This window comes from Halogranum amylolyticum, assembly GCF_900110465.1.
Lineage (GTDB): Archaea > Halobacteriota > Halobacteria > Halobacteriales > Haloferacaceae > Halogranum > Halogranum amylolyticum.
Window position 1 is genome coordinate 1 of record NZ_FODV01000017.1, and the last position, 21,979, is coordinate 21,979.

The following is a 21,979-nucleotide window of genomic DNA, read 5'->3' on the forward strand; positions in this document are numbered from 1 at the left end:
AGAATGTCCGTGCGGAGGTCCTGCCCGAGGACAAGTCGGACGCTGTGGAATCTATCCAGGACGAAGGCCGGAAAGCAATGATGGTCGGTGACGGCGTCAATGACGCCCCCGCCCTCGCGGTCGCATACGTCGGGACTGCCATCGGATCAGGTACAGACGTCGCCATCGAAGCCGCCGACGTGACGCTGATGCGCGATGATCCGCTCGACGTCGTGAAGGCGATCCGCATCTCGGACGCGACACTCCAGAAGATCAAGCAGAACCTCGTCTGGGCGCTCGGCTACAATACGGCGATGATTCCGCTGGCATCCCTTGGGTTGCTCCAGCCAGTGCTAGCGGCGGGTGCCATGGCGTTCTCCAGTGTGTCGGTGCTGTCGAACAGCCTACTGTTCCGTCGGTACACCCCGGATCACGACTATAGGCTGCTCGGAGTGTTCCGTCGGTAACGCGGCTCGTCTTGTCGAACCGTGGTCGTCCCCCAGTTCCCATGACCCCGTTCCAAGTCTGTCTCGATAGACGCCGTGTGCTACGCTCAGTCGGGGGGCTGATACTGGGCGCCCTCGTATTGTTCGGCTACTTCAGTCTCGTTGGCTTCGAGGACGTCCGACGGGTGCTGTGGACGGTTCCTCCTCGACGGCTTCTCTCATTGCTGGTAGTCAGCGGCGTCCCGTTATTCGTGTGGGGTGCCGGACTGCATCTCGTCTTTGACCGCCTCAAAATCTCGGTTAGATTCTCAGAGTCGCTCCTGCTGTTCTCTGCCGCGGGGTTCCTGAACGGGGTGACACCCTTCGGACAGGCCGGTGGTGACCCGCTGGCGGCGGTGCTGTTCAAACGGGCCGTCGAGGTTGACTTCGAGACCGGGATCGCTGCGATTGGGAGTGTGAACGCCCTTAATAGGGTCGCAGCGGTGTTCCTGGGTCTGATCGGTGTGGGTTACCTAGAGTCACGCGTTGCCGTCAGTGGGAACCTGCGAACCGTCACCGTGTTCGTTACCGTCCTGTCGGTACTGCTCGCGCTTAGCCTTGTGGTGGCGTGGTGGTACAGAGACGGACTCGTCGAACTGGCCGCCGCAGTCCTCACGCCGCTCGTCCATATCGGGGCTCGCGTCGTCCCCGGCGCAACGCCCCCTAGCCGGGAGGCACTCGAACGACGGGGCCATCGGTTTGTCGCCGCCATCGACCGGCTGGCGTCGGATCCGGGACGGCTCGCCGTCGTGTTCAGTCTGGGAATCGCCGGGCACCTCGCAGTGGCGTCGACACTCTGGGTCGCACTCGCGGTACTCGGATTCGACGCCCCAATGGCTGTCGTACTTCTCGTCATCCCACTCGCGAAGCTCTCCGGCATCGCACCGACCCCCGGAGGGTTCGGGAGCGCCGAGGCTCTGCTTGGGACGCTCTTGGTCTCGACAACGGCGGTCGGCGCACCTGTCGCTGGGGCAGCCGCCCTCCTCTATCGAGCGAGCGCGTTCTGGGTCCCGTCGTTCGTCGGTGGACTCGCAGTCGGGTGGTTCGTCGTGACGGGGAACGAACATAGTGCAGGCACGCAGCCCCCACGGGACGCACCTAGTGACGTCGATGGTATGGTCGCCTCCGACAGCGACGACTGGTTCACTCCTGGTTCACGTGCGACGGTACCGCGTATTCTGCTCGCGGTCACCGTCTCTATCTCAGTGTTGAGCGTCGTCGTGCTCCACCGGAGCCACATCCTCGTCGAACCGAACAGTATCCTCGTCCACGTGATCCGGGATACGTCGGTCGTCGTGGTGAGTTTCGTCTTGACGTGGGTACTGCTCAATCGCCTCTCGCGGGGCTGAGTCGCCTGACCTCGGCTGCATTGACGCCCACCTGAGAACGCGGCTCCCCGACGACTCGCCCAGACGAATGCGTTTACAGGTTGGGGAGGAGGATACACGCCCGATAGACGGCGTGCTATGGCACCATCTGGCGAGTTCGTTGGGGCCACGACACGGGTCCAACTGCTCCGACTGCAAGAGGGATGACCACCGAACGTCAACCAGCTCGCCGAAGATACTGTTCGCCATTTCGTTCATACTCTACGACGTTACGCTCGTAGGCATCTTCGGACCCGAAGAAATCCACCTGCACGCTGTGGTCAATCACGAGGTCACACGGGACTTCCGGCTTGACGATAGCCGGATCCCTTCCCCTTTCGGTCGACCGTCGAGCGGAGGGCGGCGAGGTCGACCACTGCGGGGACACCGGTGAGGTCCTGTAGGACGACTCGTGAGGGTGTGAACAGGAGTTCGAGTCCGGAACGTCAGGCTCCCACGACGCGGCGTTGCGTACGTCCTCAGCCGTGATTGTGTTGCCGTCGACGTTTCAGAGGACGGACTCGAGAAGGACGTGGATGCTTACCGGTAACTGGTCTATTCGTACAGCCCCTCTTCTTCAAGGACCGTGAGATCTGCCATCTTGTAGGACGTTCCGTCGAATTCAAATTGGCGAATTACATCGAATGGGCCGGAGGTGGGCATTGTTTATGCTATAGTGAGGAGTTTCTTAACCGTACTCCCGTGCAGGGGTCGTGACATATTCGCTATTCTCCTCGAATTGTCAGGATCGGAATCTTTGCGCTCCGGAGAACTCGTTCGGACACGCTCCCGATCAGCTGGCGTGAAAGACCCGACCGACCGTGTGTACCCATGACGACGAGGTCGATCGCGTGCTGATCGCAATAGTCCAGTATCGCCTGATGGGGAACGCCGTGCGGAATCTTCGTGACAACTGCAACTTCATCGGTAGTGGCTTGAGATTGAACTGGTTTCAGGACAGTCTCTCCGTGTTGCTCCAGGGTCTGTTTCAGTTCGTCCCACGTCCAGCCCGGACGAGAGGCGTACGCGCGTCTATCGTCGACGACGTAGATTGCATGGAGTGTCGCATCATACACCTGGGCTAAATCAAGAGCGTAACTGACAGCGTTCTGTGCTTGTTTGCTCCCGTTGGTCGGAACGAGGATATTCTCGAAGTCTTCACAGAGTTCGGATTCCGACAGCTTCTCGGTGGGCTTCGTTTTGACGCAGAGGACAGGGACGTCAACAGTGCGGACGACTCTGACCGTGACGCTCCCCAGCAGGAATCGGTTGAGTCCAGAATGTCCTCGCGTTCCCATACAGACGAGGTCGATTCCAGCATCAGCAATGTAGAACGCGATCTCCCGCGCTGGGATGCCACAGCGAACCTCCGTTACCGCGTCCAAGCCGTATTCTGAGGCTTGAGTTGCAATCTGCTGGGTGGCGGTATCGCCGGCATCGTACCACGTGTCCGGTAGTGTTGCCAGGTCAGTTTCGATAGCAGTCAGTTCGAGTTTTCGTTCGATCGGCGAACTATCAACGACGTGGAGTGCGTGAACAGTCGCATCGTATCGTCGAGCAAGACTCAGACCGTACTGGATTGCGTGTTCGACGTGGTCGCTTCCATCGGTTGGGATGAGAATATCGGTGTACATGATTCAATTCGAGACCGATGTTACTACGCACGCTCCTCCGTCGATTTGGGCGGTTCATGGCCAGCTGACTCGATGCGTTCCTTGAAGAAGACCAGCTCCTTGTTGGTGTGGTCGTAGAGCTTTGCCCTTCCGTCAAGAACGGTCGTGAACAACCGCTTCAGGGCACGTCCACGGCGGTTGTTCGGGAAGTCCATCCAGACCGTGTGTGACATCCGAGTGCCGTCGTCTGTCTCGTCGAGTCGAATGGTACCGCCCTCCGGGATTCGAACGGTGACGAGTCCACGAAAGAGCGGATAGTACGCGGTTCCCGTCCAGACTGCCACGTTCGGGTGGTCGATGTAGGGGAAGCGACCGTGCAGGTCGGCGAACATCCCGGCGACCTCTTCGGCTTGGTGGAACGTCGCCCCCTCACGGGGGCGGTTGTCGGGCGTGTCGTATTCGAGTCCGTAGTGTTCTTCGGGATTCGACGCCGTCCAGTGGACAGGGTCGGTCATATACTCCCAAACCTTCTCGGGAGGAGCATCGATGACGATCTCCGCTTTGTCCGTGACGTACATGGAAATTACCTCTGTGCAATAGAATAAGACCTGTAAGACTTTCACCGTATCTGGTTCGATTCGAAAGAATTGACGCCGATTATTCTCTGATTGCAAGTTGGTCACGCGTCGGTGAAGATTCACCGAGGAGATATGAGGGGAAGAATCGATACCGTCACATCGTCTTGTTTCGAGGGTTCGAGTGGCGGAGTGGCTGCTGATTCCACAGTAACACCGTTGAGATCCCGTAGAACACCAGTAGCGAGAAATTGTATGCGGTAACGACAAGGAGTATCCGGAGCGGCGAAAGCGATAGCACCGGTCACCGCTTGGATGACGAATGGATTCGCGACTGCGAACCAACGAGGGTAGTGGGTCTCTCTGAACGCAATTGCGACAAAAATCAGCCCGAGGACGACGGCCATTACACCCACGAGAAGCATCCCCAACGGCTCGAAGACGAGCACGAATTGAGTAAGCATCGTCTGTAACGCCTGATTCGCTGCAGGTGGAGCTCTGTCGGCAGCCTGTACGCCAAAGGTGATGAACACGAACGTACTGTGGAACATGGTCCCGGCGACGTATGTAAAGACGCGTGAACTACCCCACCCTACCGCTCGCCTTTCGGCTCGCACTTGAGGGTGTCGTCAGAACTCGAAGAGTTCTGACTGCTAACCAGCAGTCTCTGACTTCTGGTGATGGGGCTTCCTGCTTCGATGACGCGCTTTGCAGGGACCGAGGTGGTCCCCGTAGGGAGCGCAGTCTCCACAGGCGTTAACGAATCGCGACGCGATTCGTTCGCACACCAGAAATCTTTGATTTCTGGGGACGTTGATTCGGAACGTCCCGCTCCTAACTGCTTGATACCGCGAGAAAGAATGATCCACGCCGCGTTCCAGTCTCGATCTACCGTGAAGCTACACGACGGGCACGAGTGTTCACGTATCCACAGCGGTTTGTCAGTCGAGACACCGCACGCCGCGCACTCTTTGGTCGTCCCTACCGGGTTTACCGCCACGAAGTGCGTTCCTTCGCGTTCGCACTTGTATTCAAGTAACGAGAGGAACGTCCTCCACGCCGCCAACGCTGTGTTGCGGCTGTTCGACGGCGATTCCATCATCCCCTTCACGTTCAAGTCTTCAACGGCCACGAGGTCGTACTCCCGAGCGTAGTACGCCGAGAGATTGTGCAAGAAGTCGCGGCGCTTCCGTCGGAGGTCGGCGTGACACTCCGCGACTCGACGCCGTTGCTTCTCGTAGTTGTTCAACCCGTGTTGCTTCCGCGAGAGCGTCCGTTGCTCACGTTCGTTCGAGAGGTCGAGGGACCCAACAGGAGCACCACAGCTGCAGAGATAACTGCGGCGGCACCTGCAAGCGCCAGTGGGTCGAGACGCATCGTTTCGGTAGTGGTTCCAAGCTCGTACGCACTTTGTTCGGTGGTAGTTGTGCTCCTGTGTAGAGATACGCGAGGATGATTCAACGTGGTTTCTCTTCAGTATCGAAAGTGCTTGGCATGTCTCTGGCTTCTGTCGAATATCGTAGAGAGTCGCACACCGATTTCGGATATCGAGTTCGGAAGCACTTCGAAACAAAGGTTTTGTGCCGCAGTGCGCCCTTCGTGATGATGACCGACCCTCGGTCTCTCAATACTTGACCCGAAGCTGTTCACGTCGTGAGATAGTGAAATGAAAAGTACCCGAAAATAAGGAAACCCCCTGCAATGACACTCAAGAGCACGTAGTTTGCCCACCGCTGCTCGTCGCATCGACGCTGTGGTGTGGCTACAACGACAAGGCCGAACACGACGAGTGTCAGAACACTCTTGCCGAGCCAGTGATGCAAGAACACAGTTGCGATGAAGGCTTTGAACGGTGGGAACAGCTCCGCCGCGAGTGTAACGGCGGTGACGAACCATATCGAAGCAACCGTCGCGACGTAGTACCGAAACAGTGAGTTCGTGGGCATCAGAGACCACCTCCAAGAAGTAGTGCTGGTTCAGTTGCTGCTCGGAACCCACTCGTTATTAGATATCCCATTCCGGCCATGAGGAATGCGACGAGAATCAACAGGCCTGTAATCACGAGTATAGCATATCGAGCGTCCCCGGATATCTCGTCGTGTGCTCGTAGCGCTATCGTCTGGAGAATAGCGAGGACGGGCAAGAAGAGAAAGATGTGTTCTTTAGCCTCCATGAAGACGAGATGACTCCATGGTTGTGGTCCCTCGACGATGAGTTCCTTGATTTGCTGATAGCCTGTGAGATAGTAATTGCCGCCAATGATCCACGCCAACGCGAGCGAAATCAGTGCTACGAGGGAGATACGCCTCACACGGACGACATTCGTTTGATCGACGCCTCGATACACTTCGACGAACGTCCAGAGAAAGAGAACGGCAGAAATCTCTCCGAATACGGCATGCAAGCCGATTCCTGGGTGTGGCATTCATAAATATTGGTTCGCTCAAAGCATAGCGTTGTGTTCTTGTCCATCAGAATGAACAACGCCGACGGATATGGGGCTTGGTGATCGCATTTATATGTACACCTGTCATAAAGTTACTTGGCTCACTATGTCCACCGAACGTACGTCGGACGGCTTACTGCGTATCATCCTGATAGTCCTCGCCGTAATCGTCTTGTTCCCGCTGTTGATGATGGTCTTCGCGATGCCGATGATGGGGATGATGGGTTGGTGGTGGGGTGGTGGAATGGCAGGTGGCCTCTCACCATTATGGGGCGTTGGGATGATGCTCGTTTGGCTCGTTGTGCTCGTCGGTATCGGCTATCTCTTCTATCGCGGCATCATTGGCCGCGTTGGAACGTCTCTGACTGCCGACTCGGCACTCGAAGAACTCCGAATTGCGTACGCTCGTGGTGATCTATCTGAAGAAGAGTTCGAGAAACGCCGTGCGAAACTCAGCCGCGACGAATCACCGTGACCACACCGATGACTCCGACAGTACACCGACGTGACGTCCTCACGGCACTCGGCGCCGGGATAACGAGTCTCGCAGGATGTACCTCTAGGACTTCCCCTGCGAGTGGCGACGACGTCGACAAGACAGTTTACGTCGGAGCGTACCACTGGGGCTATCTCATCGTCGATGAAAACGGTGAAGAGCAAGAACAGGTCGTCTTGCAACGTGGTGCTGTCCTCCGTCTCATCTCGTTCAATACCCTCTCGGGCCAAGCCGTGCAAGCGCTTCCTTCCTCGATTCGTGAGGCAATTCCTGATCACGAAGCGCTTGAAGAGCGTAACAAGGAACGAATCCCGCCCCCCTCTGATGGTGACTTTCACGAACTGTTGGAGGAAGCAAACGAGCGGTTCCCCGACCACAGCCTTGCGATCATGCCCTCCGGACAGATGCAGATGGGTGGTGGAATGATGCTTCACCCCGTTGTGCTTTCTCATACTGCAACAGCCCCCGTTGTTCGACAAGTTGGTGCAAGACAGCGTGATGATTACACGCTCAGTTGTCTCACCGAGTGTGGCTATGGACATCCGTATATGCAACTCGACGGCGCAATTATCATTATCTAGATATCTGTAAGTGAACTACTCCACCCTACTCATCTGCTGACGCAGACTCCTTGAGTGCGAGGCTTCCTGTTTCGACGACGCGACTTGCACTGACCGTGCCACCAGACTCGGTGAACGTGGTCAGCGTAGTGGTTGCAGGCTAACTGCCGGATTCCGATATCCAATCGAGTATCTGTCTCGGGTCGAGTTATGCATCGGGAATCAAAACTGGTACACTGTCGTCTCACCAACGAAACCACATGACCAATCAACACGCCAGATTGAGGTGGGATAGATGAATCGACGTCGTACCGACACGGCTGTCGGGCCTTTCATCACAACTGTCCTCCTCGTCGGCGGTGCGCTCAGTTGGCAGACGAATCAACAGCCTACGTCGACAGATGCGAGAGTCTCGAGTCGCTCTGGAAGCAGTGACGTTTTCTGGAGCGTGTCAGTCGCCTGCTCCAGCACCTGACGTTGTATGTTTAGTGCGACGGTGAATGGTGTATGAGTCATCGTGACTCTGGCCGTTCGGGTAGCGGATCAATCAAAACCGTTGCTGTCCCATCGAGAACCAGTTCACTGTTTTCGTTCTCAATGCGAGTCGTGAGTTGATATCGATCGTGTTCGAGTTCATCGACGATTTTACACTCTGCCGTCAGCGACTCACCGCTACTGACTGGACGCCGGAACTCGAGATGCTGCGAGACATAGATCGTGAGCCCGGGGAAACACGCAAGGGCAGCGCTGACGAGCCCCGAGACAAGCGTCCCATGGACGATACGGTGGCCGAACCGCGTCTTCTCGGCGAATGCGTCGTTAAGATGGACGGCGTTCGTATCACTCGTCGCTTCAGCGAATTTCCGAACATCGTCCTCGGTAATCGTCTTCGAAAAGCGAACGGTGTCCCCCTCACCGAGGGACCGAGGATTTTCAATCGAGAGGTCAAACTCTCCTTTCGCCCGACCGTACGAGAGACGAGATGTGACTATCCCACCCGACTCAACCAGATGCGGGTGCGGTGTCTCAATATAGCTCTGTGGTGCGTCCGTGAACAGTGACTGACAGTCTGTCGAACAGAAGAAGTACGTCTCGTTTTCGTGCTCGATCGTCGCTTCAGCTTCATCCATCGGAATTTCCATACCACAAACAGGGTCAATTGGCATCGTTGGCTCGTGAGTTGTTATCGGTGTCTCGGGGTACTCTCGCTATACCTCAAACGGGGTTCTAGTACTCTACGTGTTGATGTAGTATCAAGCTAGGCCGCTCTTTGTGACTCTGACGGAGGCGAACCGCTCAACTCCCCCCAAATTTATCTCTTGAGTAGGGTCGCATTCGCTTCGATTAGCATCGAGCGGTCGAGGTCGACGTGAACCGTCGAATGATGTCTCGCTCTCGTAATCAGCTAATTCGATTAGAGACTGCTGGTGGTGAGGTTTACTTGCTCACTGCTGGTTCCGTAGGTCTGCTGTGAATCTTCCACCCGAAACTGAAGAATCCACAGATTGGTGTCGCCCAATGTTCCCACGAGTGGGGGTATACTCTGTCGTTCCCCCAGACCGGTTATGGCAGCTTTCGTGAATCGGCTCTGAACAACATTAACTGATGGCGACCTTCAGGGCGGATTCGTTCAGTGAGAAAGCGAGAGACAGAACGCTGTAAGCCACAAGTGGGGAAAAGGAGCCGCCCGTTGGTTTAGATGCGATGTCACTGACAGACACGGTTTCCGAACTCGAGCATCTCGACGACGAACAGCGCGACTGCATTGAGAACTGCCTGCAGGCCGCACAGGCGTGTGAGTACTGCGCCGACGAGTGTATCGGCGAAGAGGGCATGGACGAGTGCATCCGCCTGTGCCGAGACGTCGCAGACGTCGCCTCGCTCCACGCACGCTTCATGGCACGTAACTCGAACTACAGCACTGAACTGGCCGAGGTCTGTGCCGGTGCCTGCGAAGAGTGTGCCGAAGAGTGCGACCAGCACGATGCCGACCACTGCCAGACGTGTGCTGACGTCCTCCGCGACTGTGCCGAATCCTGTCGCAGCATGATGTCCGCGTAAGGTGGAAGTCAAAGCGCTGCCATTTATTCCAGTTATACAGAATCAAGGAGAATACCTGCGGCTTTAGCCGCCGGATGAATCCGACAACTCCTGTATTAACCACGTTCGATGCCATGGCTGGATATTCCACGCTCCACCGTGACGTGGAAGCAGAACGGCATCAAACACGATTCCAAGCACAACCAACTCCGTCTGAGCAAGGGATTCAACCTGAAGAACCACCGCTCGGACTTCATCCTCGCAGAGTATGAGACACGACCTGACGTTACCGTGGAGAACATCCAGCAGGTGCGAGCCGTCTGGAACGGCGACCGCTGGCAACTCCACCTCGTCTGCGAAGTCGAGATTCCCGTCGAGGACGCGCCCGGCGACAACACTGCAGGTATCGACCTCGGTATCAAGAACTACCTCGCCATCGCTTACGACGACGGTGACACCCAGTTGTATCCGGGGAACGCCCTCAAGCAAGACAAGCACTACTTCACCCGTGACGAGTACGACACCGAGGGAGAGAACGGGCCGTCGCGCCGTGTGCTTCGTGCCCGACAGAAGTTGTCTCGTCGGAAAGACCACTTCCTGCACGCACTCGCCAAGCACATCGTTGAGCAGTGTATCGACCACGAGGTTGGTCGTATCGCCATCGGTGACTTGAGCAGGATTCGTGAGGACGAGGACGGCGAGTCCCGGAACTGGGGTCGGGGTGGAAACAAGAAACTCCACGGGTGGGAGTTTGACCGTTTCACCACGTTGCTCGAATACAAGGCTCAGGAAGACGGCATTCTTGTTGACCGCAAGAGTGAGCGAGACACATCGAAGACGTGTTCGTGCTGTGGTCGGAAGCGAGACGCGAATCGTGTGGAGCGTGGCTTGTACGTCTGTGAGTTGTGCGGTGTGACGATGAACGCTGACGTGAATGGTGCGGTGAACATTCGCAGAAAGATAACTCAGAATCCCCCAACCGGGGATATGAGTAACGGTCGTTTGGCACGGCCAGTAGCCTACCTGTTCAATCAAACCTCGGGACGTTTCGCACCGAGAGATCAGGCAGGTTGCGAACCTTAATATCCCAACGCTCGGGATTCCCGCGTCTTTAGCCGCGGGAGGATGTCAACGATACTCGAAGACGCGCGCCATCCCTCCCTCAAGATGGTAGGCGTTGTGGCAGTGGAACAGCCAGTCACCGGGATTGTCGGCGACGAAGTCGAAGGTGACAGTGCCCATGTGCGAGGGGACGGTGACGGTGTCTTTCAGGGCGTCTCCAACGCGGAAGAAGTGGCCGTGTAAGTGCATCGGGTGGAGCATCGCACTCCGATTATTGAGTTGCACTCGGACGTGGTCGCCCTCCTGAATCTGAAGCGAGTCCGCGTCAGGGAACTGTTGGCCGTTGATGACCCACGAGCCGGCCTCGGATCCTGTAGACAGCGTCAAGTTGAACCGTTTGTCGGGGCTGCCGCTGAACGCCTCAAGCGATTCACGCGCCTGTAAGTTACCATACTGTAGTCGACGGCCGTCGAACGTCGGCTCGGATGGCGTCTTCGCCTCCGTCCCGTCGTACTGCAGGACAGCACGGGCTGGTGCTTCGTTTCCGTCGACAGGGATACCGTGGATGGCCCACGTTCCGGGTTCATCTGCCGTAACGATTGCATCGTATCGCTCGCCAGCCCCGAAGACGAAAGAGTCGACTTCGACGGGATCGACTGGTCGACCGTCGGCGTGTGAGACACGCATCGTGTGCCCACCGATCCCGACGCGGTACGTCGTCGCACCACTCGCGTTGATGAACCGGAATCGAACCTGTTCGCCCTCGGAAACGGTGAACTCTGGAGGCGAATTCGGACCCTGTCCGTTCACTAGATGGCCGGCATACGGGGGCCGCCACGTCGACATCATCCCCCCACCCATACCGCCCATGCCGCCGCCAGAGCCACCTCTGCCGCTGTTGCGCCACTCGGATTCGGGTTTCGGAGCAGTGGTTAGATAGTCGTTGAAGAACACGATTACGTCACGGTCGTAGTCGACGTGTGGTGATTCTTCTTCGATGACAAGAGGACCGAGTAGCTGTCGTTCGAGTTGGAGCCCGACGTGGCTGTGATAGAAGTACGTTCCTGGCGGTGTCGCGTCGAAGACGTACGAGAAGGTCTCACCAGTGGTAATCGGGTCTTGTGTGATGCCCGGGACGCCATCAGCGGGATTTCGGACTGGGACACCATGCCAGTGGACAGTCGTCTCTACACTGTCGGGAAGATCATTCGTTACGTCCACGCGGAGGCGTGACCCCTCGGAGACACGAATCTCGGGTCCGGGGACTTGGCTGTTGTACAGCCACGTCTGTAGTGACTCCCCAGTTGGGCTGTACTCACCTGCTGTCGCGCGTATCGTCTGCGTCTTATCTGCCGAATCAGGAGGCAATGGAGTACTATCAGGACGACTTGAGCCACTGGAATCACCGACCGTCGGAAGTCCAATACATCCAGATATCGAAGCGAGTCCAATCGCACCGGTGGCTAACGCCTGCCGTCGAGTCAAACTCGGCTTCATTATCGAACCGAAGTTCCGAAGTGGTTCGATGGAGCTGTCGACACCGAATGGCGGACTCGTTGAGTTGTGGTGGCCGAGTAAGTCATATTGTTGCCACACTCTTCCACCGAACAAGACGTATTAGTTCGTTCATCAGAACCGGTCTCTCCGTCGAGAATCGTGACGCACGGATTCATCTCGGGGGAGGTCGCTAGTCTTTCGCTACTAAGGGTCATCATTTCGAGATAGTAGTTGACAGCGGATGTATTTTTGGACTTTCGTCCCACTATTCGACACAAGCATCCTGTGAGGCCCGCGATTAGCCTGTCGAGTATGGACAGCAGGATGAACCGTTCATCGGACACGGCTCAACGGACTCGCTCGCGAGAGGCGTTCTTTCGCTGGTTTCTTCTCGCGGGGAACAGACTGACGACTGTTAGAATATTCCTCTTGTCGATATTTTCAGTGCTAATGCTCTTATCGTTTATTGGGGGTTCTCTCACCGCAGCTATCGAATCCGATGAACTTCCTCTTTAGCTCGCTAATCGGAGGGAATCTGACACTCATCACCGTGGTCATCTCTATCAATCAGCTATTACTCTCTCGGAACTCGAGTCTCCGGGCGATCTGTATCAACGGATACAGCAGACAGAACAGTATCAAGACGAAGTCGAATCGACTGCTGAATGGTCTGTAAGTCCCCTCACCCAACCGAATTCCTTCGGTAGGTACTCATTGTCACTATCCTCAGATCTGTGCCACAACGCGACACCTCTCTTGGTGAACTATACGCGTCCTTTGCAATCGGCCACAACTCACGTAAAAGAGCCATCCGTAGGCGAAGACGAGTATGCCTGTCCAGCAGTCGCTTGCAACCGAGGCAGCAGTCCCGTTAGCGTCCGGTGGCTGGCTGTCCGGCATCGCCAAACAGATCGAACACGCGTTCGCCCCGGCACGAGAAGTCATCAGGCCGATCCTCTCGAGTCCGACCGTGGTCGGAATCTGGGTCGTACTCGTCCTCGTCTCGGTCAGCGTTCTCTGGTGGGATCTCCGGAAGAACAACCAAGCGATCGCATCGCTGATGCAGGGGGTCTGGACGCTCGTCGTCCTGTACTCCGGTCCGTTCGGATTGGCGATCTACTGGTACTCGGGCCGGACGCAGATCTCCCACGACTCGCTATGGCGACGTGGTTTTCGGTCGACTGCACACTGCTACTCCGGTTGTGGCGCCGGTGAAGTCGTCGGTATTACGCTCGCCCAGGGTATCCTTGCGCTCACTGTCGGGTGGGTCGCGGCGATTACCTTCGGGTTCGCGTACCTCTTCGGCTACGCGTTGACAATCGGTCCACTCATGCAGGATGGGGTAAGTTTTAAAGAAGCGACATGGGACGCACTCCTGAGTGAGACGCCCTCAATCACGATAATGGAGATCTTCGCCATTGGAACCGACCTCTTGCTTGCTGCCGAGGCACACATGGGTGATCTACTGTTCTGGTCTGCACTTGCGTTCTCGCTGTCTATCGGCTTCCTCGTCGCATGGCCAGTCAACGTCGCGCTCGTCCACTTCGGTGTGAAAGAAGGCATGAGCAACCCTGCGAAGATGGGGTCACAGAGTGCATCAGGTGACTAACCATTCTCGAAGCGAAGTGCGGTGAAGGATGTGCGATGTCGCCTTCGAAGATGTACGACGCCGCTGGATGATCAGTGTTCTCTCGATAATCGAAGCCTACTTACTCACTTTCTCGAGCAGGCTTCAAACGTTGCGGCTATTGGATTACATCAGTAGTGGTGTAACACGAGTGTATATTCTGCGGGTTGGAGCGAGAGTCAAGCGGAGGATTGAAGCTGAGTATTCACAAAACAAGCGGAACATCGCTCAGAAAACCCTCGAACCACGCGCCTGAACCCTGAAAAGCAGTACCAGAAAACAAAGTACGACGCTTATAAAGCGAGCTTCGAAGAGAAAGGTCAAGAACAAAGAGACTTCCCCTAACAAGCTCCAACAAGTAACAGGTGTTTTAATCTCTCGCCAGGATTGTGCAGTCGATGCCATTTACACGGCGAACTGCTGTCCGTACGTTGGCAACTGCTGGAGTGTTCGGCGTTGCAGGTTGCCTCGGGTCGTCCAATACGCGTAGCTGGGATCTCGAAGAGAACGCGGCAATCGCGAATGCTCAGCAGTACAACGCACCTGGGTGCGGATGCTGTAAGCAGTACGCGTCGTACTTGCGTGACAATATCGACGGGGAGCTAGCTGAGACAGTCCCCGAGGACATCGTTCGTGTCAAAGAAAAGTACGGCGTCCCCGAAGACCTGCGTAGCTGTCACACGCTCGTCTTGGAGGACTACGTCGTCGAAGGACATGTCCCGGTACAGGTAATCGGGAGGCTCCTCACAGAGACCCCGTCGATCGATGGCGTCGCACTTCCAGGGATGCCAGCCGGAACGCCTGGGATGGGTGGGACGAAACAGGGACCATGGACCGTCTACGCGATCGGTGGGGAACAAGCCCGAGAGACGTACGTCGAGCTCTGATCGAGTCCTTGGCAACTTCTACTTTCGATACTGTCGATTCTGAAGTCTGGCCACACAACTTAATGGTCTCAAGCGAGTAGTGTTGAGTGGAATGGGCAATACTGATGTCGACCCGTCGGCGGTCGCTCGAAGCGTCCACAAGAACGACGAGGATCCATTTATCCTCGACGTCCGGAACGAAGGAGACTACGAGGAGTGGCATATTCAGGGCAGTACGAACCTCCCGATCTACGACGAACTCCTCGATCACGACTTCTCGACGTTAGAGGAGCAGCTCGAAGACTTACCGGAAGACGAAGAGATCGTCGTCGTCTGTGTCGCTGGGATCACCTCGACACGTGCTGCGAGTTTCCTCCGTGACCACGGCTTCGATGCGGCCTCCATCGACAATGGGATGGACGGCTGGGGCCGTGTCCATCAGACCTACGAGATCGAAGCGGCCGATGGTGTCGTCCAAATCGTCCGCCCTGGGACGGGATGTATCTCCTATCTCGTCCACGACGACGACGAGGCGGTCGTCGTTGACCCGAGCCAGTACATGGATCGGTATCTGAACGCGGCCGACGAACGGGACCTCGAGATCGTCGGTATCGCAGACACCCACGCACACGCCGACCACATCTCGGGTGCTCGCAAACTCGCCGGTGAGCTCGACGTCCCGTACTATCTGCACGAGGAGGATGCAGGTGCCCTCGAGTTCGTCACCGAGATGGCAGACAGCGAGACGATTTCCGTCGGTGACCGTGACCTCGACGTTCACCACACTCCCGGCCACACACCGGGGAGCGTGTCCTACGAGTACGGCGACGTACTGCTCTCAGGGGATACGCTCTTCCTCCGCAGTGTCGGTCGCCCCGATCTCGAAGACGGCTCGGAAGACGCCATCCGTACGGCCGCGAGTCGACTCTTCGAGAGCCTCGACCGACTCACCGACCTTCCCGACGACACGGTCGTACTCCCGGGCCACTTCAACGACGAGGAGGTCCGTCCACTGGCGACCGAACTCGACGAGCTCCTAGACGAGACAACCAACGAACTCCTAAGCTATGTCGAAGAGGGTGACGAAGACGCGTTCGTCGAGACCATTGTCGAGAGCCTCTCTGACGAACCTGCCAATTACAACGAGATTAAACAGATCAACTGGGGCGAAGAACAGCCTAGTGGGAACGCCGAAGAACTTGAGCTCGGGCCCAACAACTGCGCCGCAAACTGACGCGGTAAGTCTCGATCTCTAAGAGAAGGCCTTAGATCCATATCTACTTCTGTTCGTATTTCCCGCACCTAATTTGAACACTAACTGCTGATCTATCCGTGGACGAATGGCGAAATACTACACAAAAAACACCCAACAGTATTGTTAATTAGGTGCATTATTGATTGTTTTTGAGTGTCGAATCTCGGGCAAGCTCATATCGTAGTGTTTCCTACTCACACGGAAACGCTATTTCCCCGACTCAAACCGAGTCATCCGGATCGTGCTCGGTGGTCATTCGTGCGACTTCTGCTTCGTATCGTTCTTGGATGTCCTCTTCGTCGACGGGCTCGAGATCGGCGGGTGGGACGTCCTTTGCAGCAGTCACCGTATCCATGTCGACTGCCTGTGCGGCGAGCTCTCGCCGAAAGAGCCGTTTCCCGTCCGGGGTTGCGTACTTGAGGATGATGAGATCTCGGTTGTTATACCCCCGCTCAACGAGCCATACGCGAACGTCGTCAGTTTCGGCTGTCATATACAGAGAGACGGATACCACGATGTTAGGTCGTTTGGCCACGGACCAACGATTAAAATACTGTCTCAGCGTTGACTGCGGATTGTTCAACCTTGTGTACAGGCATTTTCGAACTACTCTCGAATTCACTCCTTCTGTGTCCGAATCTCCTCTGCACGTTTTTCGAGTCGACGGAGGATCCGAACGCGTTGTTGATTCACGTTCTCGTAGACGACACAGGCTCGAAGCGTCGCCATGTCGTGAATAGTCGCAATGCCTGCGTCGACGAGGTGGGTGGTTGGTGCTTCGAGACGCTGCTCCGGTGTCAGGCCGGTCGATTCTGTCGATTCAGTTGCTTCGTTGCTCATTGTGTTTCGCCTCCAGCCATTCTGGAGCGCGAAAAACCAGCTTTCTGAGCGCTCTATTCTACGCCGATGCGACTGGCACCTCCCCGTCGATCAGCTCGGTTAGTTCTGCACGTCGCGCTCGAAGTGTCGTCGGCGTCGTTCCAGCGGCCGCTGCAACCTGTGCCTGTGTCACCGACTCTCCGTGTTCACGCTGGCGAGATAAGACAGGCTGCGGCGACCCCGGACGGCTGATAGCCGTTCGCAATGGACGTCTCATGCGCACGCTCGGCTAGTCTCTGCGCTCGCCGACGAACCCGTATATCGACACCGAGTTCCGAGGCGAGTTTCGGAATCAGCGTTTGTGGGGCGACGGGCTGTGTCGGGAGTCCCAACTCTCTGTTGAGTGTTTTGTACGCGTTCGTGACACTCGAGTGGTCGACGCGAGCAACGTCGACGAGGTCATCACGTGCGAGTGGCCGTCCGTGACACCGACAGACCCTGTAGACGCTGGCGGCAGCTATCGCTTCGATTGACCGACCCAACAAGAGGTCCTCGCGTTGGGCACTCCGGAAGAGCTGACACGCTTGCTCTTGAACCGAGTCAGCAAGTCCGAGAGCGCTCGTGACTCTTCGGACCTCACCCAAGCCGTGTGCGAGGTTCTGTTCGGCTTTGGACTGAAACCGGCCACGACTGTGTTCACGCTGTATCCGGGCAAGCTGACACCGTTTCGACCCAGAGAGCGTGCGTCCCTTCCCATCGGTTCTGCGCCTGATTTCGGTCGACAATCCTCGGTCGTGACGGCCCACTGTGAGTGGAGCACCCGTCCGTTCGCGGTTGCTGTCGTCTTCGAACGAACGCCATTCGGGGCCGTGGTCGATCCGTTGTTCGTCAATAACGAGCCCCGTTACAATCGATTATCGGCAACGGGGAACACGGTACTGACCGTGGCCCGGTCGAGAGCCCCGACCGGCGACGATACGCCGGATCAGTCGAACGAGATGATGACGTTCTTGAGTTGCGTGTACTCGTCGATAGCCTGCATGCCTTTTTCACGCCCTACCCCGGACTCCTTGTAGCCACCGAACGGCGCCTGTGGTGCCGTCACGGGGAACTCGTTAACCGTGACGGTCCCTGCCGCGAGCTCGCCCGCAATCCGATGGGCTCGTGAGAGGTTCTCGGTCCAGACCGTCGCGTAGAGACCGTATCGGGTGTCGTTCGCACGCCGAACGACCTCCGCTTCATTGCCGAATTTGTGCAGTGTCACGACCGGACCGAATACTTCGTCGCACGAGATCGGCGCGTCGTCGTCGACGTCGTCGACAACTGTCGGCGCATAGAAGTTCCCCTCTTCCCGCGGTACGTCGCCACCCGCACGCAATTGGGCGCCGTTCGCAACTGCGCTCTCGACGTATTCGGCGACGGCATCGCGCGCCGCAGGTGTGATGAGCGGGCCGACGTCAGATTTCTCTCTCCCCGGCCCGACTGTCAGGTCGCGGGTGGCTGCGGCGACGCGCTCGGCGAACTCGGTGTAGCAGTCCTCGTGGACGAACACACGCGTCGTCGCGAAGCACACCTGTCCGGCGTTCTGAAAGACCCTAAGTGTCTGTTCAACCGCCGTCCCGAGGTCGGCGTCCGGGAAGACGAGGCTCGGACTCTTTCCCCCGGCCTCCAGACTGACTGGCGTAAGCGTCTCCGCCGCGACTTGCATAACGCGTTTGGCCGTCTCGACGGACCCAGTGAACACGACTTTGTCCACGCGGTCTGCCTCCGTCAGTGCAGCTCCCGTGTTTGGCCCGTCGCCGGGAACGGTGTTCCAGACGCCGTCCGGGAGCCCCGCTTCGGTCACGATCCGCGTTAGTTCCAGCACCGTCAGCGGGGCCTCGGGCGCCGGTTTCGCGACGACGGCGTTGCCACAAGCGAGCGCCGGCGCGATACCCCGAAGAGCGAGCAGCGACGGTGCGTTCCAGGGGAGGATTTGACCGGTGATTCCAAGTGGCTCACGGCACGTGTAGTCGAGATATCCCTCGCCGAGAGGGATCGTCTCTCCCTCAATCTTGTCGGTCAGGCCGCCGTAGTAGTCGAAGTACTCCGCCGCGTTCTCGACGAGGAACCGCGACTGGCTAAGCGGACGCCCCGTCTCGGTCGTCTCCATGCGGACGAGCGTTTCCTCGTTTTCACGGATTGCCTCGGCAGCGTCGCGAAGCCGTTGGCCCCGTTCACCTGGGTCGACGGCCGCCCACGCCGGTTGTGCGTCCGACGCTGCGGTGAGTGCCTCGTCGATACCGCCCGATCCGCCCTCGGCGACGGTGGCTACCTGTTCGTTATTCGATGGGTCGTGCACCGCGAACTCCTCGGACGATTCGCGGAACTCCCCGTCGATGTAACAGCCGTACGTCTCGTCGAGAAGTTGTGCCATGCTTACTCAGTAGAGCCGATATGGTCAGTGTAGTTGCGAATCGCTACTGACTCCTCGTCGAGGAAGTCGTTGGTCCACACGCTTTTGGGGTCAATTTCGCCCTCGAGGAGGTCGGTCTCGGAAAGCAGCTCGCCGAGACGCCGCCAGCGGTTGCCATCGTGTCTTCCCCATCCAGTGCTTCGCAGAGGGTCGCCTCGCTGGAGAGAGTCCGCTGCGACGCGAAACTTCTTGGTCTCGATCTCCCGCCGTCGTTCGAGCGTCGCGTTTCGTTCGATGAGCGCCTCAATGGCCGCGTCGGGGTCGTTCGTCGCGGCGATCCATCCCCGGGCGGTGGCCCGGAGGAACGCCCGGAGCGTTTCGGGGTTCGTGTCGGCGTACTTGGGGTTCGTGACGAGCATCATCCCGTAGACGCCGAGTTTCTCCCCGATCGGGAGTTCGTCCGCGGTACGGTCGTGTTCGCATTCGAGTTCAAGCCCATTAGTGACGACCCCGACCGCGGCGTCCACCTCGCCGTCGAGCAGTTGGTGCTGGACGCGATGGTGGGTGTTCGGGTCGACGTCTAGAAGGTCAACTTCCTCGCGAACGCCCGCGTCGCGAAGGAGCTGATCGGCGAGGATGCGGGTCTTCGTCGCCGAGGGGGCGACCGTTCGACCGACGAGTTGGTCAGGCGATTCCAGCGGTTCGCCAAACACGTCGCGGAGGGTGTAGATCGCAGCCGGCGTCTGCTTCGTAACCGCGGCGACCGCCAGCGGGTCAAACCCCTCGCTCTGTGTGGCGAGGACTGCACTCGCCCCCGCGAGCGCAACGTCAACCCGTCCGCGAGCGGCCTGCTCGGCCGCGTATGGCGACCCGTGTCCCTCAACGAACTGGACATCGAGAGATTCCTCTTCGTAGAGTCCTCGCTCGCGCGCAAGGAAGTACGGCGCCTGGAATCCGTTGGGCTCCCAGTTCAGCTGGAAGGAAACTGAGGTCATCGGATCGTTACCTCCGGTCGGAAGGTACCCTCGGGGATCTGGTCGACGCCAAGTGTTCGGGGGCCGGCCACCTTCAGCAGGTGATCGAACAGCTGCTCCATCCCCTCCACCGTCTCGTGGTCCCAATCGCGAACCACCATGTCCCGCCAGCCGTCGCGGATAGCGGTGACGACGTTTGGATCGTCGTAGGTCATCAACCGCTGTCCGAGCTCCTCCCAGAGATCGTCGTCCTCGACCAGCAGGTTGACCGCGTCTCGGTAGGCGTTCGCGAACCGCCGGACTGTCTCCGTGCGCTCGTCGAGGAACGTCTCACTCGTGAGGAACGTCGAGACGGGCAGTTTCCGGTCGGTACCCGAGAGACGCTGGACGAGGTCCGCTACTGGGAACACTTCGCGGAAAGGCCCGGTTTCGGTGATCTCGGGTATGATTGGCCAGAACTGGAGGATTGCATCAACCTCGCCGTCCTGAAGCATCCGGGTGAGCGCCACCTTCGAGCCCGCCTCGACGGAGGTCGCCGTCTCCTCCGGATCGAAGCCGTGGAACTCCCGGCAGGCCGCGCGGACGAGGATCCAGTTCTTGTCCACCCGTCGCACGACCCCGATGCGATAATCATGGAGGTCGGTGAGGCCCTCGATGTCCGTCTCCTCCGGGGTGACGAGGCCGCCGACGGTCCGGCCATAGGGGTGAAATGCGACGATGGATGCGCCCTCAGCGCGCTCACGGGCTGTCGAGATGTAGTCGATGTCGATGAGGTCCGCCTCGCCATCTTGGAGACGGGCCTCGACAGTCTCGACACCGCCCTCCAGCTCGTCCGAGACGAGTTCGACATCGAGGTGAAAGCCGTGATCCCGGTCGAATCCGTGGCGTTTGATCGTATAGAGCATGTACCGGGGACTCCCGTTGTGCTCGAAGCGCGCCCGCATGACCGGCAGATCGCCAGGGTCGTCGTGATGGTCATCGAAGGCTGCCTGCTGGGAATCGACGTTCATAGTTCCCCCACGATACGGTCGATGTCAGCGTCCTCGGCGATAAGTTCACGACGCTTCATCCAGTCGAGGTGGTCTGCAAGTTCGTCTGCGTCGGCCAACTCCGGAACGTCGTACTCTGGGACCATAATGTCCTCACGGAGGGCTTCGATATCCACGTCCTCGAAGAGCTCAGGGGCGACCGACTCCTCGGCTTCGAGCATCGAGAGATACTGCTCGCGGAACGCCTCCGGTTCGGCGTTAATATCCTCGACTGCCTGACGATATCCTCGTCGAAACGCATTGAGGGTTGTAGAGTCGAGGGTATCCGCCCCGACGATACCCATATGGTTCTCGAACTCCAGAACGCGCTCGAATCCGAGATGCTCGGCAAGGGTGCTGTGCGGTTCGAGCAGGCTCACGGCCGCCACCTCGCTGTCGCGGAGCGCCTGCAGTCGTTCGGTCGGCATCCCGTGGTGTTCGAGCGTGACTTCCTCGGGCGTGACGTGCTCTTCCAGTGCGCGGCGCGCGGTGTACTCCTGTCCGGTCCGGCGGTTGACGCCAACCGGCAGTCCTGCGAGATCGGTCGGGTCGGCGACATCGTTGCGATTCGTGAACACCGCATATGGCTGGTCTGCGAACGTCCCTTTCGCGACGACGTGACCGTCTCGCATTTCCCAGGTCCGCTTGATGCTCTCCCACTTACAGATGGGATAAAGGTCGACGCCGTAGTCGCCGGTCAACGTTTCCTCCGACGGGATGTACTTCCTGTCGACCTCTCGGCGGTTGCGCTCGACCAGTTCCACGTCGATTCCCTCCTCAGCGAAGTACCCCCGATCGCTCGCTACTCGCTGGGGGAGCATGAACGAGAACGGAAGGTGGAACAAACGAAGCTTGTTCATTGGTGTCATTGCACACGAACGTGCGGTAGCATCGT

At 58.0% G+C, this 21,979-nt stretch carries 21 protein-coding genes and 4 pseudogenes; 9 read left to right on the forward strand and 16 right to left on the reverse strand.

Translation table 11 applies throughout. The annotated features are described in order from the left end of the window. Both BSG17_RS19835 and BSG17_RS19840 read left to right on the forward strand, forming a co-directional pair. Positions 1-446, forward strand: a 446-nt coding sequence (locus tag BSG17_RS19835; protein WP_139246723.1) for an HAD-IC family P-type ATPase, incomplete at its 5' end; no start/stop codon positions are given. 77 nt (positions 447-523) lie between these two features. Next, positions 524-1,813 carry a lysylphosphatidylglycerol synthase transmembrane domain-containing protein gene (locus tag BSG17_RS19840; RefSeq protein ID WP_170864887.1) on the forward strand — a complete coding sequence of 430 codons (1,290 nt, stop codon included), beginning with the start codon at positions 524-526 and terminating at the stop codon, positions 1,811-1,813. 214 nt (positions 1,814-2,027) lie between these two features. On the opposite strand, the pseudogene BSG17_RS19845 reads toward BSG17_RS19840, so the two are convergent. The 7 genes and pseudogenes from BSG17_RS19845 to BSG17_RS19875 form a co-directional block, all read right to left on the reverse strand. Then, positions 2,028-2,494: pseudogene (locus BSG17_RS19845) on the reverse strand (aconitase family protein); the annotation flags it as partial. A gap of 62 nt (positions 2,495-2,556) precedes the next feature. Further along, complete coding sequence (locus BSG17_RS19850; RefSeq protein WP_089827159.1) at positions 2,557-3,465, reverse strand: universal stress protein; 909 nt, start codon at positions 3,463-3,465, stop codon at positions 2,557-2,559. 23 nt (positions 3,466-3,488) lie between these two features. Continuing rightward, entirely contained in the window at positions 3,489-4,022 is a 534-nt protein-coding gene (locus BSG17_RS19855) for an SRPBCC family protein (protein ID WP_089827160.1), read from the reverse strand. Positions 4,023-4,141: 119 nt separating this feature from the next. Beyond that, the gene (locus BSG17_RS19860; protein WP_342028355.1) at positions 4,142-4,636 is read right to left on the reverse strand and encodes a DUF6796 family protein; all 495 of its coding nucleotides are present in this window, start codon (positions 4,634-4,636) and stop codon (positions 4,142-4,144) included. Further along, positions 4,612-5,340 (reverse strand): annotated as a pseudogene (locus BSG17_RS19865) (RNA-guided endonuclease InsQ/TnpB family protein); the annotation flags it as partial. The gene BSG17_RS19860 and the pseudogene BSG17_RS19865, both read right to left, overlap by 25 nt. A gap of 325 nt (positions 5,341-5,665) precedes the next feature. Further along, entirely contained in the window at positions 5,666-5,965 is a 300-nt protein-coding gene (locus BSG17_RS19870) for a hypothetical protein (RefSeq protein ID WP_089827162.1), read from the reverse strand. Next, positions 5,965-6,444, reverse strand: a complete 480-nt coding sequence (locus BSG17_RS19875; protein WP_089827163.1) for a hypothetical protein — start codon at positions 6,442-6,444, stop codon at positions 5,965-5,967. Before BSG17_RS19875 ends, BSG17_RS19870 begins: the two co-directional genes overlap by 1 nt. A 127-nt stretch (positions 6,445-6,571) precedes the next feature. On the opposite strand from BSG17_RS19875, the gene BSG17_RS19880 reads away from it, so the two are divergent. Together BSG17_RS19880 and BSG17_RS19885 are read left to right on the forward strand one after the other, a co-directional pair. After that, the gene (locus tag BSG17_RS19880) at positions 6,572-6,940 is read left to right on the forward strand and encodes an SHOCT domain-containing protein (RefSeq protein ID WP_089827220.1); all 369 of its coding nucleotides are present in this window, start codon (positions 6,572-6,574) and stop codon (positions 6,938-6,940) included. Beyond that, a complete protein-coding gene (locus BSG17_RS19885; RefSeq protein WP_139246724.1) occupies positions 6,937-7,542 on the forward strand; it encodes a hypothetical protein in 606 nt (201 codons plus the stop codon). The genes BSG17_RS19880 and BSG17_RS19885 overlap by 4 nt, the downstream gene beginning before the upstream one ends. 491 nt (positions 7,543-8,033) lie before the next feature. Here BSG17_RS19885 and BSG17_RS19890 read toward each other — a convergent pair whose 3' ends face one another. Next, positions 8,034-8,687: a MaoC/PaaZ C-terminal domain-containing protein gene (locus BSG17_RS19890; protein WP_280141201.1), complete on the reverse strand. Its 654-nt coding sequence runs from the start codon at positions 8,685-8,687 to the stop codon at positions 8,034-8,036. A 538-nt stretch (positions 8,688-9,225) separates the two neighbouring features. On the opposite strand from BSG17_RS19890, the gene BSG17_RS19895 reads away from it, so the two are divergent. Together BSG17_RS19895 and BSG17_RS19900 are read left to right on the forward strand one after the other, a co-directional pair. Then, entirely contained in the window at positions 9,226-9,582 is a 357-nt protein-coding gene (locus tag BSG17_RS19895; protein ID WP_089827165.1) for a four-helix bundle copper-binding protein, read from the forward strand. 126 nt (positions 9,583-9,708) lie between these two features. Further along, positions 9,709-10,644: pseudogene (locus BSG17_RS19900) on the forward strand (RNA-guided endonuclease InsQ/TnpB family protein); the annotation flags it as partial. 45 nt (positions 10,645-10,689) lie between these two features. Here BSG17_RS19900 and BSG17_RS19905 read toward each other — a convergent pair. Beyond that, positions 10,690-12,120, reverse strand: coding sequence for a multicopper oxidase family protein (locus tag BSG17_RS19905; RefSeq protein WP_089827166.1), 1,431 nt, complete (start codon positions 12,118-12,120; stop codon positions 10,690-10,692). Between the two features lie 829 nt (positions 12,121-12,949). On the opposite strand from BSG17_RS19905, the gene BSG17_RS19910 reads away from it, so the two are divergent. The 3 genes from BSG17_RS19910 to BSG17_RS19920 all read left to right on the forward strand — a co-directional run bounded on the left by BSG17_RS19910 (position 12,950) and on the right by BSG17_RS19920 (position 15,847). Continuing rightward, entirely contained in the window at positions 12,950-13,729 is a 780-nt protein-coding gene (locus BSG17_RS19910; protein WP_089827167.1) for a DUF4396 domain-containing protein, read from the forward strand. A 596-nt stretch (positions 13,730-14,325) separates the two neighbouring features. After that, entirely contained in the window at positions 14,326-14,634 is a 309-nt protein-coding gene (locus BSG17_RS27985; protein ID WP_244531627.1) for a DUF411 domain-containing protein, read from the forward strand. A 91-nt stretch (positions 14,635-14,725) separates the two neighbouring features. Then, the gene (locus tag BSG17_RS19920) at positions 14,726-15,847 is read left to right on the forward strand and encodes an MBL fold metallo-hydrolase (RefSeq protein WP_089827169.1); all 1,122 of its coding nucleotides are present in this window, start codon (positions 14,726-14,728) and stop codon (positions 15,845-15,847) included. A gap of 241 nt (positions 15,848-16,088) precedes the next feature. On the opposite strand, the gene BSG17_RS19925 is transcribed toward BSG17_RS19920, so the two are convergent. The 7 genes and pseudogenes from BSG17_RS19925 to BSG17_RS19955 all read right to left on the reverse strand — a co-directional run bounded on the left by BSG17_RS19925 (position 16,089) and on the right by BSG17_RS19955 (position 21,953). After that, positions 16,089-16,361: a DUF7967 family protein gene (locus BSG17_RS19925; protein WP_089827170.1), complete on the reverse strand. Its 273-nt coding sequence runs from the start codon at positions 16,359-16,361 to the stop codon at positions 16,089-16,091. Positions 16,362-16,486: 125 nt separating this feature from the next. Then, positions 16,487-16,708 (reverse strand): DUF8129 domain-containing protein, encoded by a 222-nt coding sequence (locus BSG17_RS19930; protein WP_089827171.1) that lies wholly within the window; start codon positions 16,706-16,708, stop codon positions 16,487-16,489. Positions 16,709-16,766: 58 nt separating this feature from the next. Next, positions 16,767-17,589: pseudogene (locus tag BSG17_RS19935) on the reverse strand (transcription initiation factor IIB); the annotation flags it as partial. Positions 17,590-17,672: 83 nt separating this feature from the next. Next, positions 17,673-19,103, reverse strand: a complete 1,431-nt coding sequence (locus tag BSG17_RS19940; RefSeq protein ID WP_089827172.1) for an aldehyde dehydrogenase family protein — start codon at positions 19,101-19,103, stop codon at positions 17,673-17,675. Between the two features lie 2 nt (positions 19,104-19,105). After that, positions 19,106-20,077, reverse strand: a complete 972-nt coding sequence (locus tag BSG17_RS19945) for an ABC transporter substrate-binding protein (protein WP_089827173.1) — start codon at positions 20,075-20,077, stop codon at positions 19,106-19,108. Then, positions 20,074-21,066, reverse strand: a complete 993-nt coding sequence (locus tag BSG17_RS19950; RefSeq protein ID WP_089827174.1) for an ABC transporter substrate-binding protein — start codon at positions 21,064-21,066, stop codon at positions 20,074-20,076. Before BSG17_RS19950 ends, BSG17_RS19945 begins: the two co-directional genes overlap by 4 nt. After that, entirely contained in the window at positions 21,063-21,953 is an 891-nt protein-coding gene (locus tag BSG17_RS19955; RefSeq protein WP_089827175.1) for an ABC transporter substrate-binding protein, read from the reverse strand. Before BSG17_RS19955 ends, BSG17_RS19950 begins: the two co-directional genes overlap by 4 nt. Positions 21,954-21,979 lie beyond the last annotated feature (26 nt).

Coding starts and splice junctions, on each gene's coding strand:
- BSG17_RS19850 (WP_089827159.1), bottom strand. CDS start 3,465: ATGTACACCGATATTCTCATCCCAACCGATGGAAGCGACCACGTCGAA.
- BSG17_RS19855 (WP_089827160.1), bottom strand. CDS start 4,022: ATGTACGTCACGGACAAAGCGGAGATCGTCATCGATGCTCCTCCCGAG.
- BSG17_RS19870 (WP_089827162.1), bottom strand. CDS start 5,965: ATGCCCACGAACTCACTGTTTCGGTACTACGTCGCGACGGTTGCTTCG.
- BSG17_RS19875 (WP_089827163.1), bottom strand. CDS start 6,444: ATGCCACACCCAGGAATCGGCTTGCATGCCGTATTCGGAGAGATTTCT.
- BSG17_RS19880 (WP_089827220.1), top strand. CDS start 6,572: ATGTCCACCGAACGTACGTCGGACGGCTTACTGCGTATCATCCTGATA.
- BSG17_RS19890 (WP_280141201.1), bottom strand. CDS start 8,687: ATGCCAATTGACCCTGTTTGTGGTATGGAAATTCCGATGGATGAAGCT.
- BSG17_RS19895 (WP_089827165.1), top strand. CDS start 9,226: ATGTCACTGACAGACACGGTTTCCGAACTCGAGCATCTCGACGACGAA.
- BSG17_RS19905 (WP_089827166.1), bottom strand. CDS start 12,120: ATGAAGCCGAGTTTGACTCGACGGCAGGCGTTAGCCACCGGTGCGATT.
- BSG17_RS19910 (WP_089827167.1), top strand. CDS start 12,950: ATGCCTGTCCAGCAGTCGCTTGCAACCGAGGCAGCAGTCCCGTTAGCG.
- BSG17_RS19920 (WP_089827169.1), top strand. CDS start 14,726: ATGGGCAATACTGATGTCGACCCGTCGGCGGTCGCTCGAAGCGTCCAC.
- BSG17_RS19925 (WP_089827170.1), bottom strand. CDS start 16,361: ATGACAGCCGAAACTGACGACGTTCGCGTATGGCTCGTTGAGCGGGGG.
- BSG17_RS19930 (WP_089827171.1), bottom strand. CDS start 16,708: ATGAGCAACGAAGCAACTGAATCGACAGAATCGACCGGCCTGACACCG.
- BSG17_RS19940 (WP_089827172.1), bottom strand. CDS start 19,103: ATGGCACAACTTCTCGACGAGACGTACGGCTGTTACATCGACGGGGAG.
- BSG17_RS19945 (WP_089827173.1), bottom strand. CDS start 20,077: ATGACCTCAGTTTCCTTCCAGCTGAACTGGGAGCCCAACGGATTCCAG.
- BSG17_RS19950 (WP_089827174.1), bottom strand. CDS start 21,066: ATGAACGTCGATTCCCAGCAGGCAGCCTTCGATGACCATCACGACGAC.
- BSG17_RS19955 (WP_089827175.1), bottom strand. CDS start 21,953: ATGACACCAATGAACAAGCTTCGTTTGTTCCACCTTCCGTTCTCGTTC.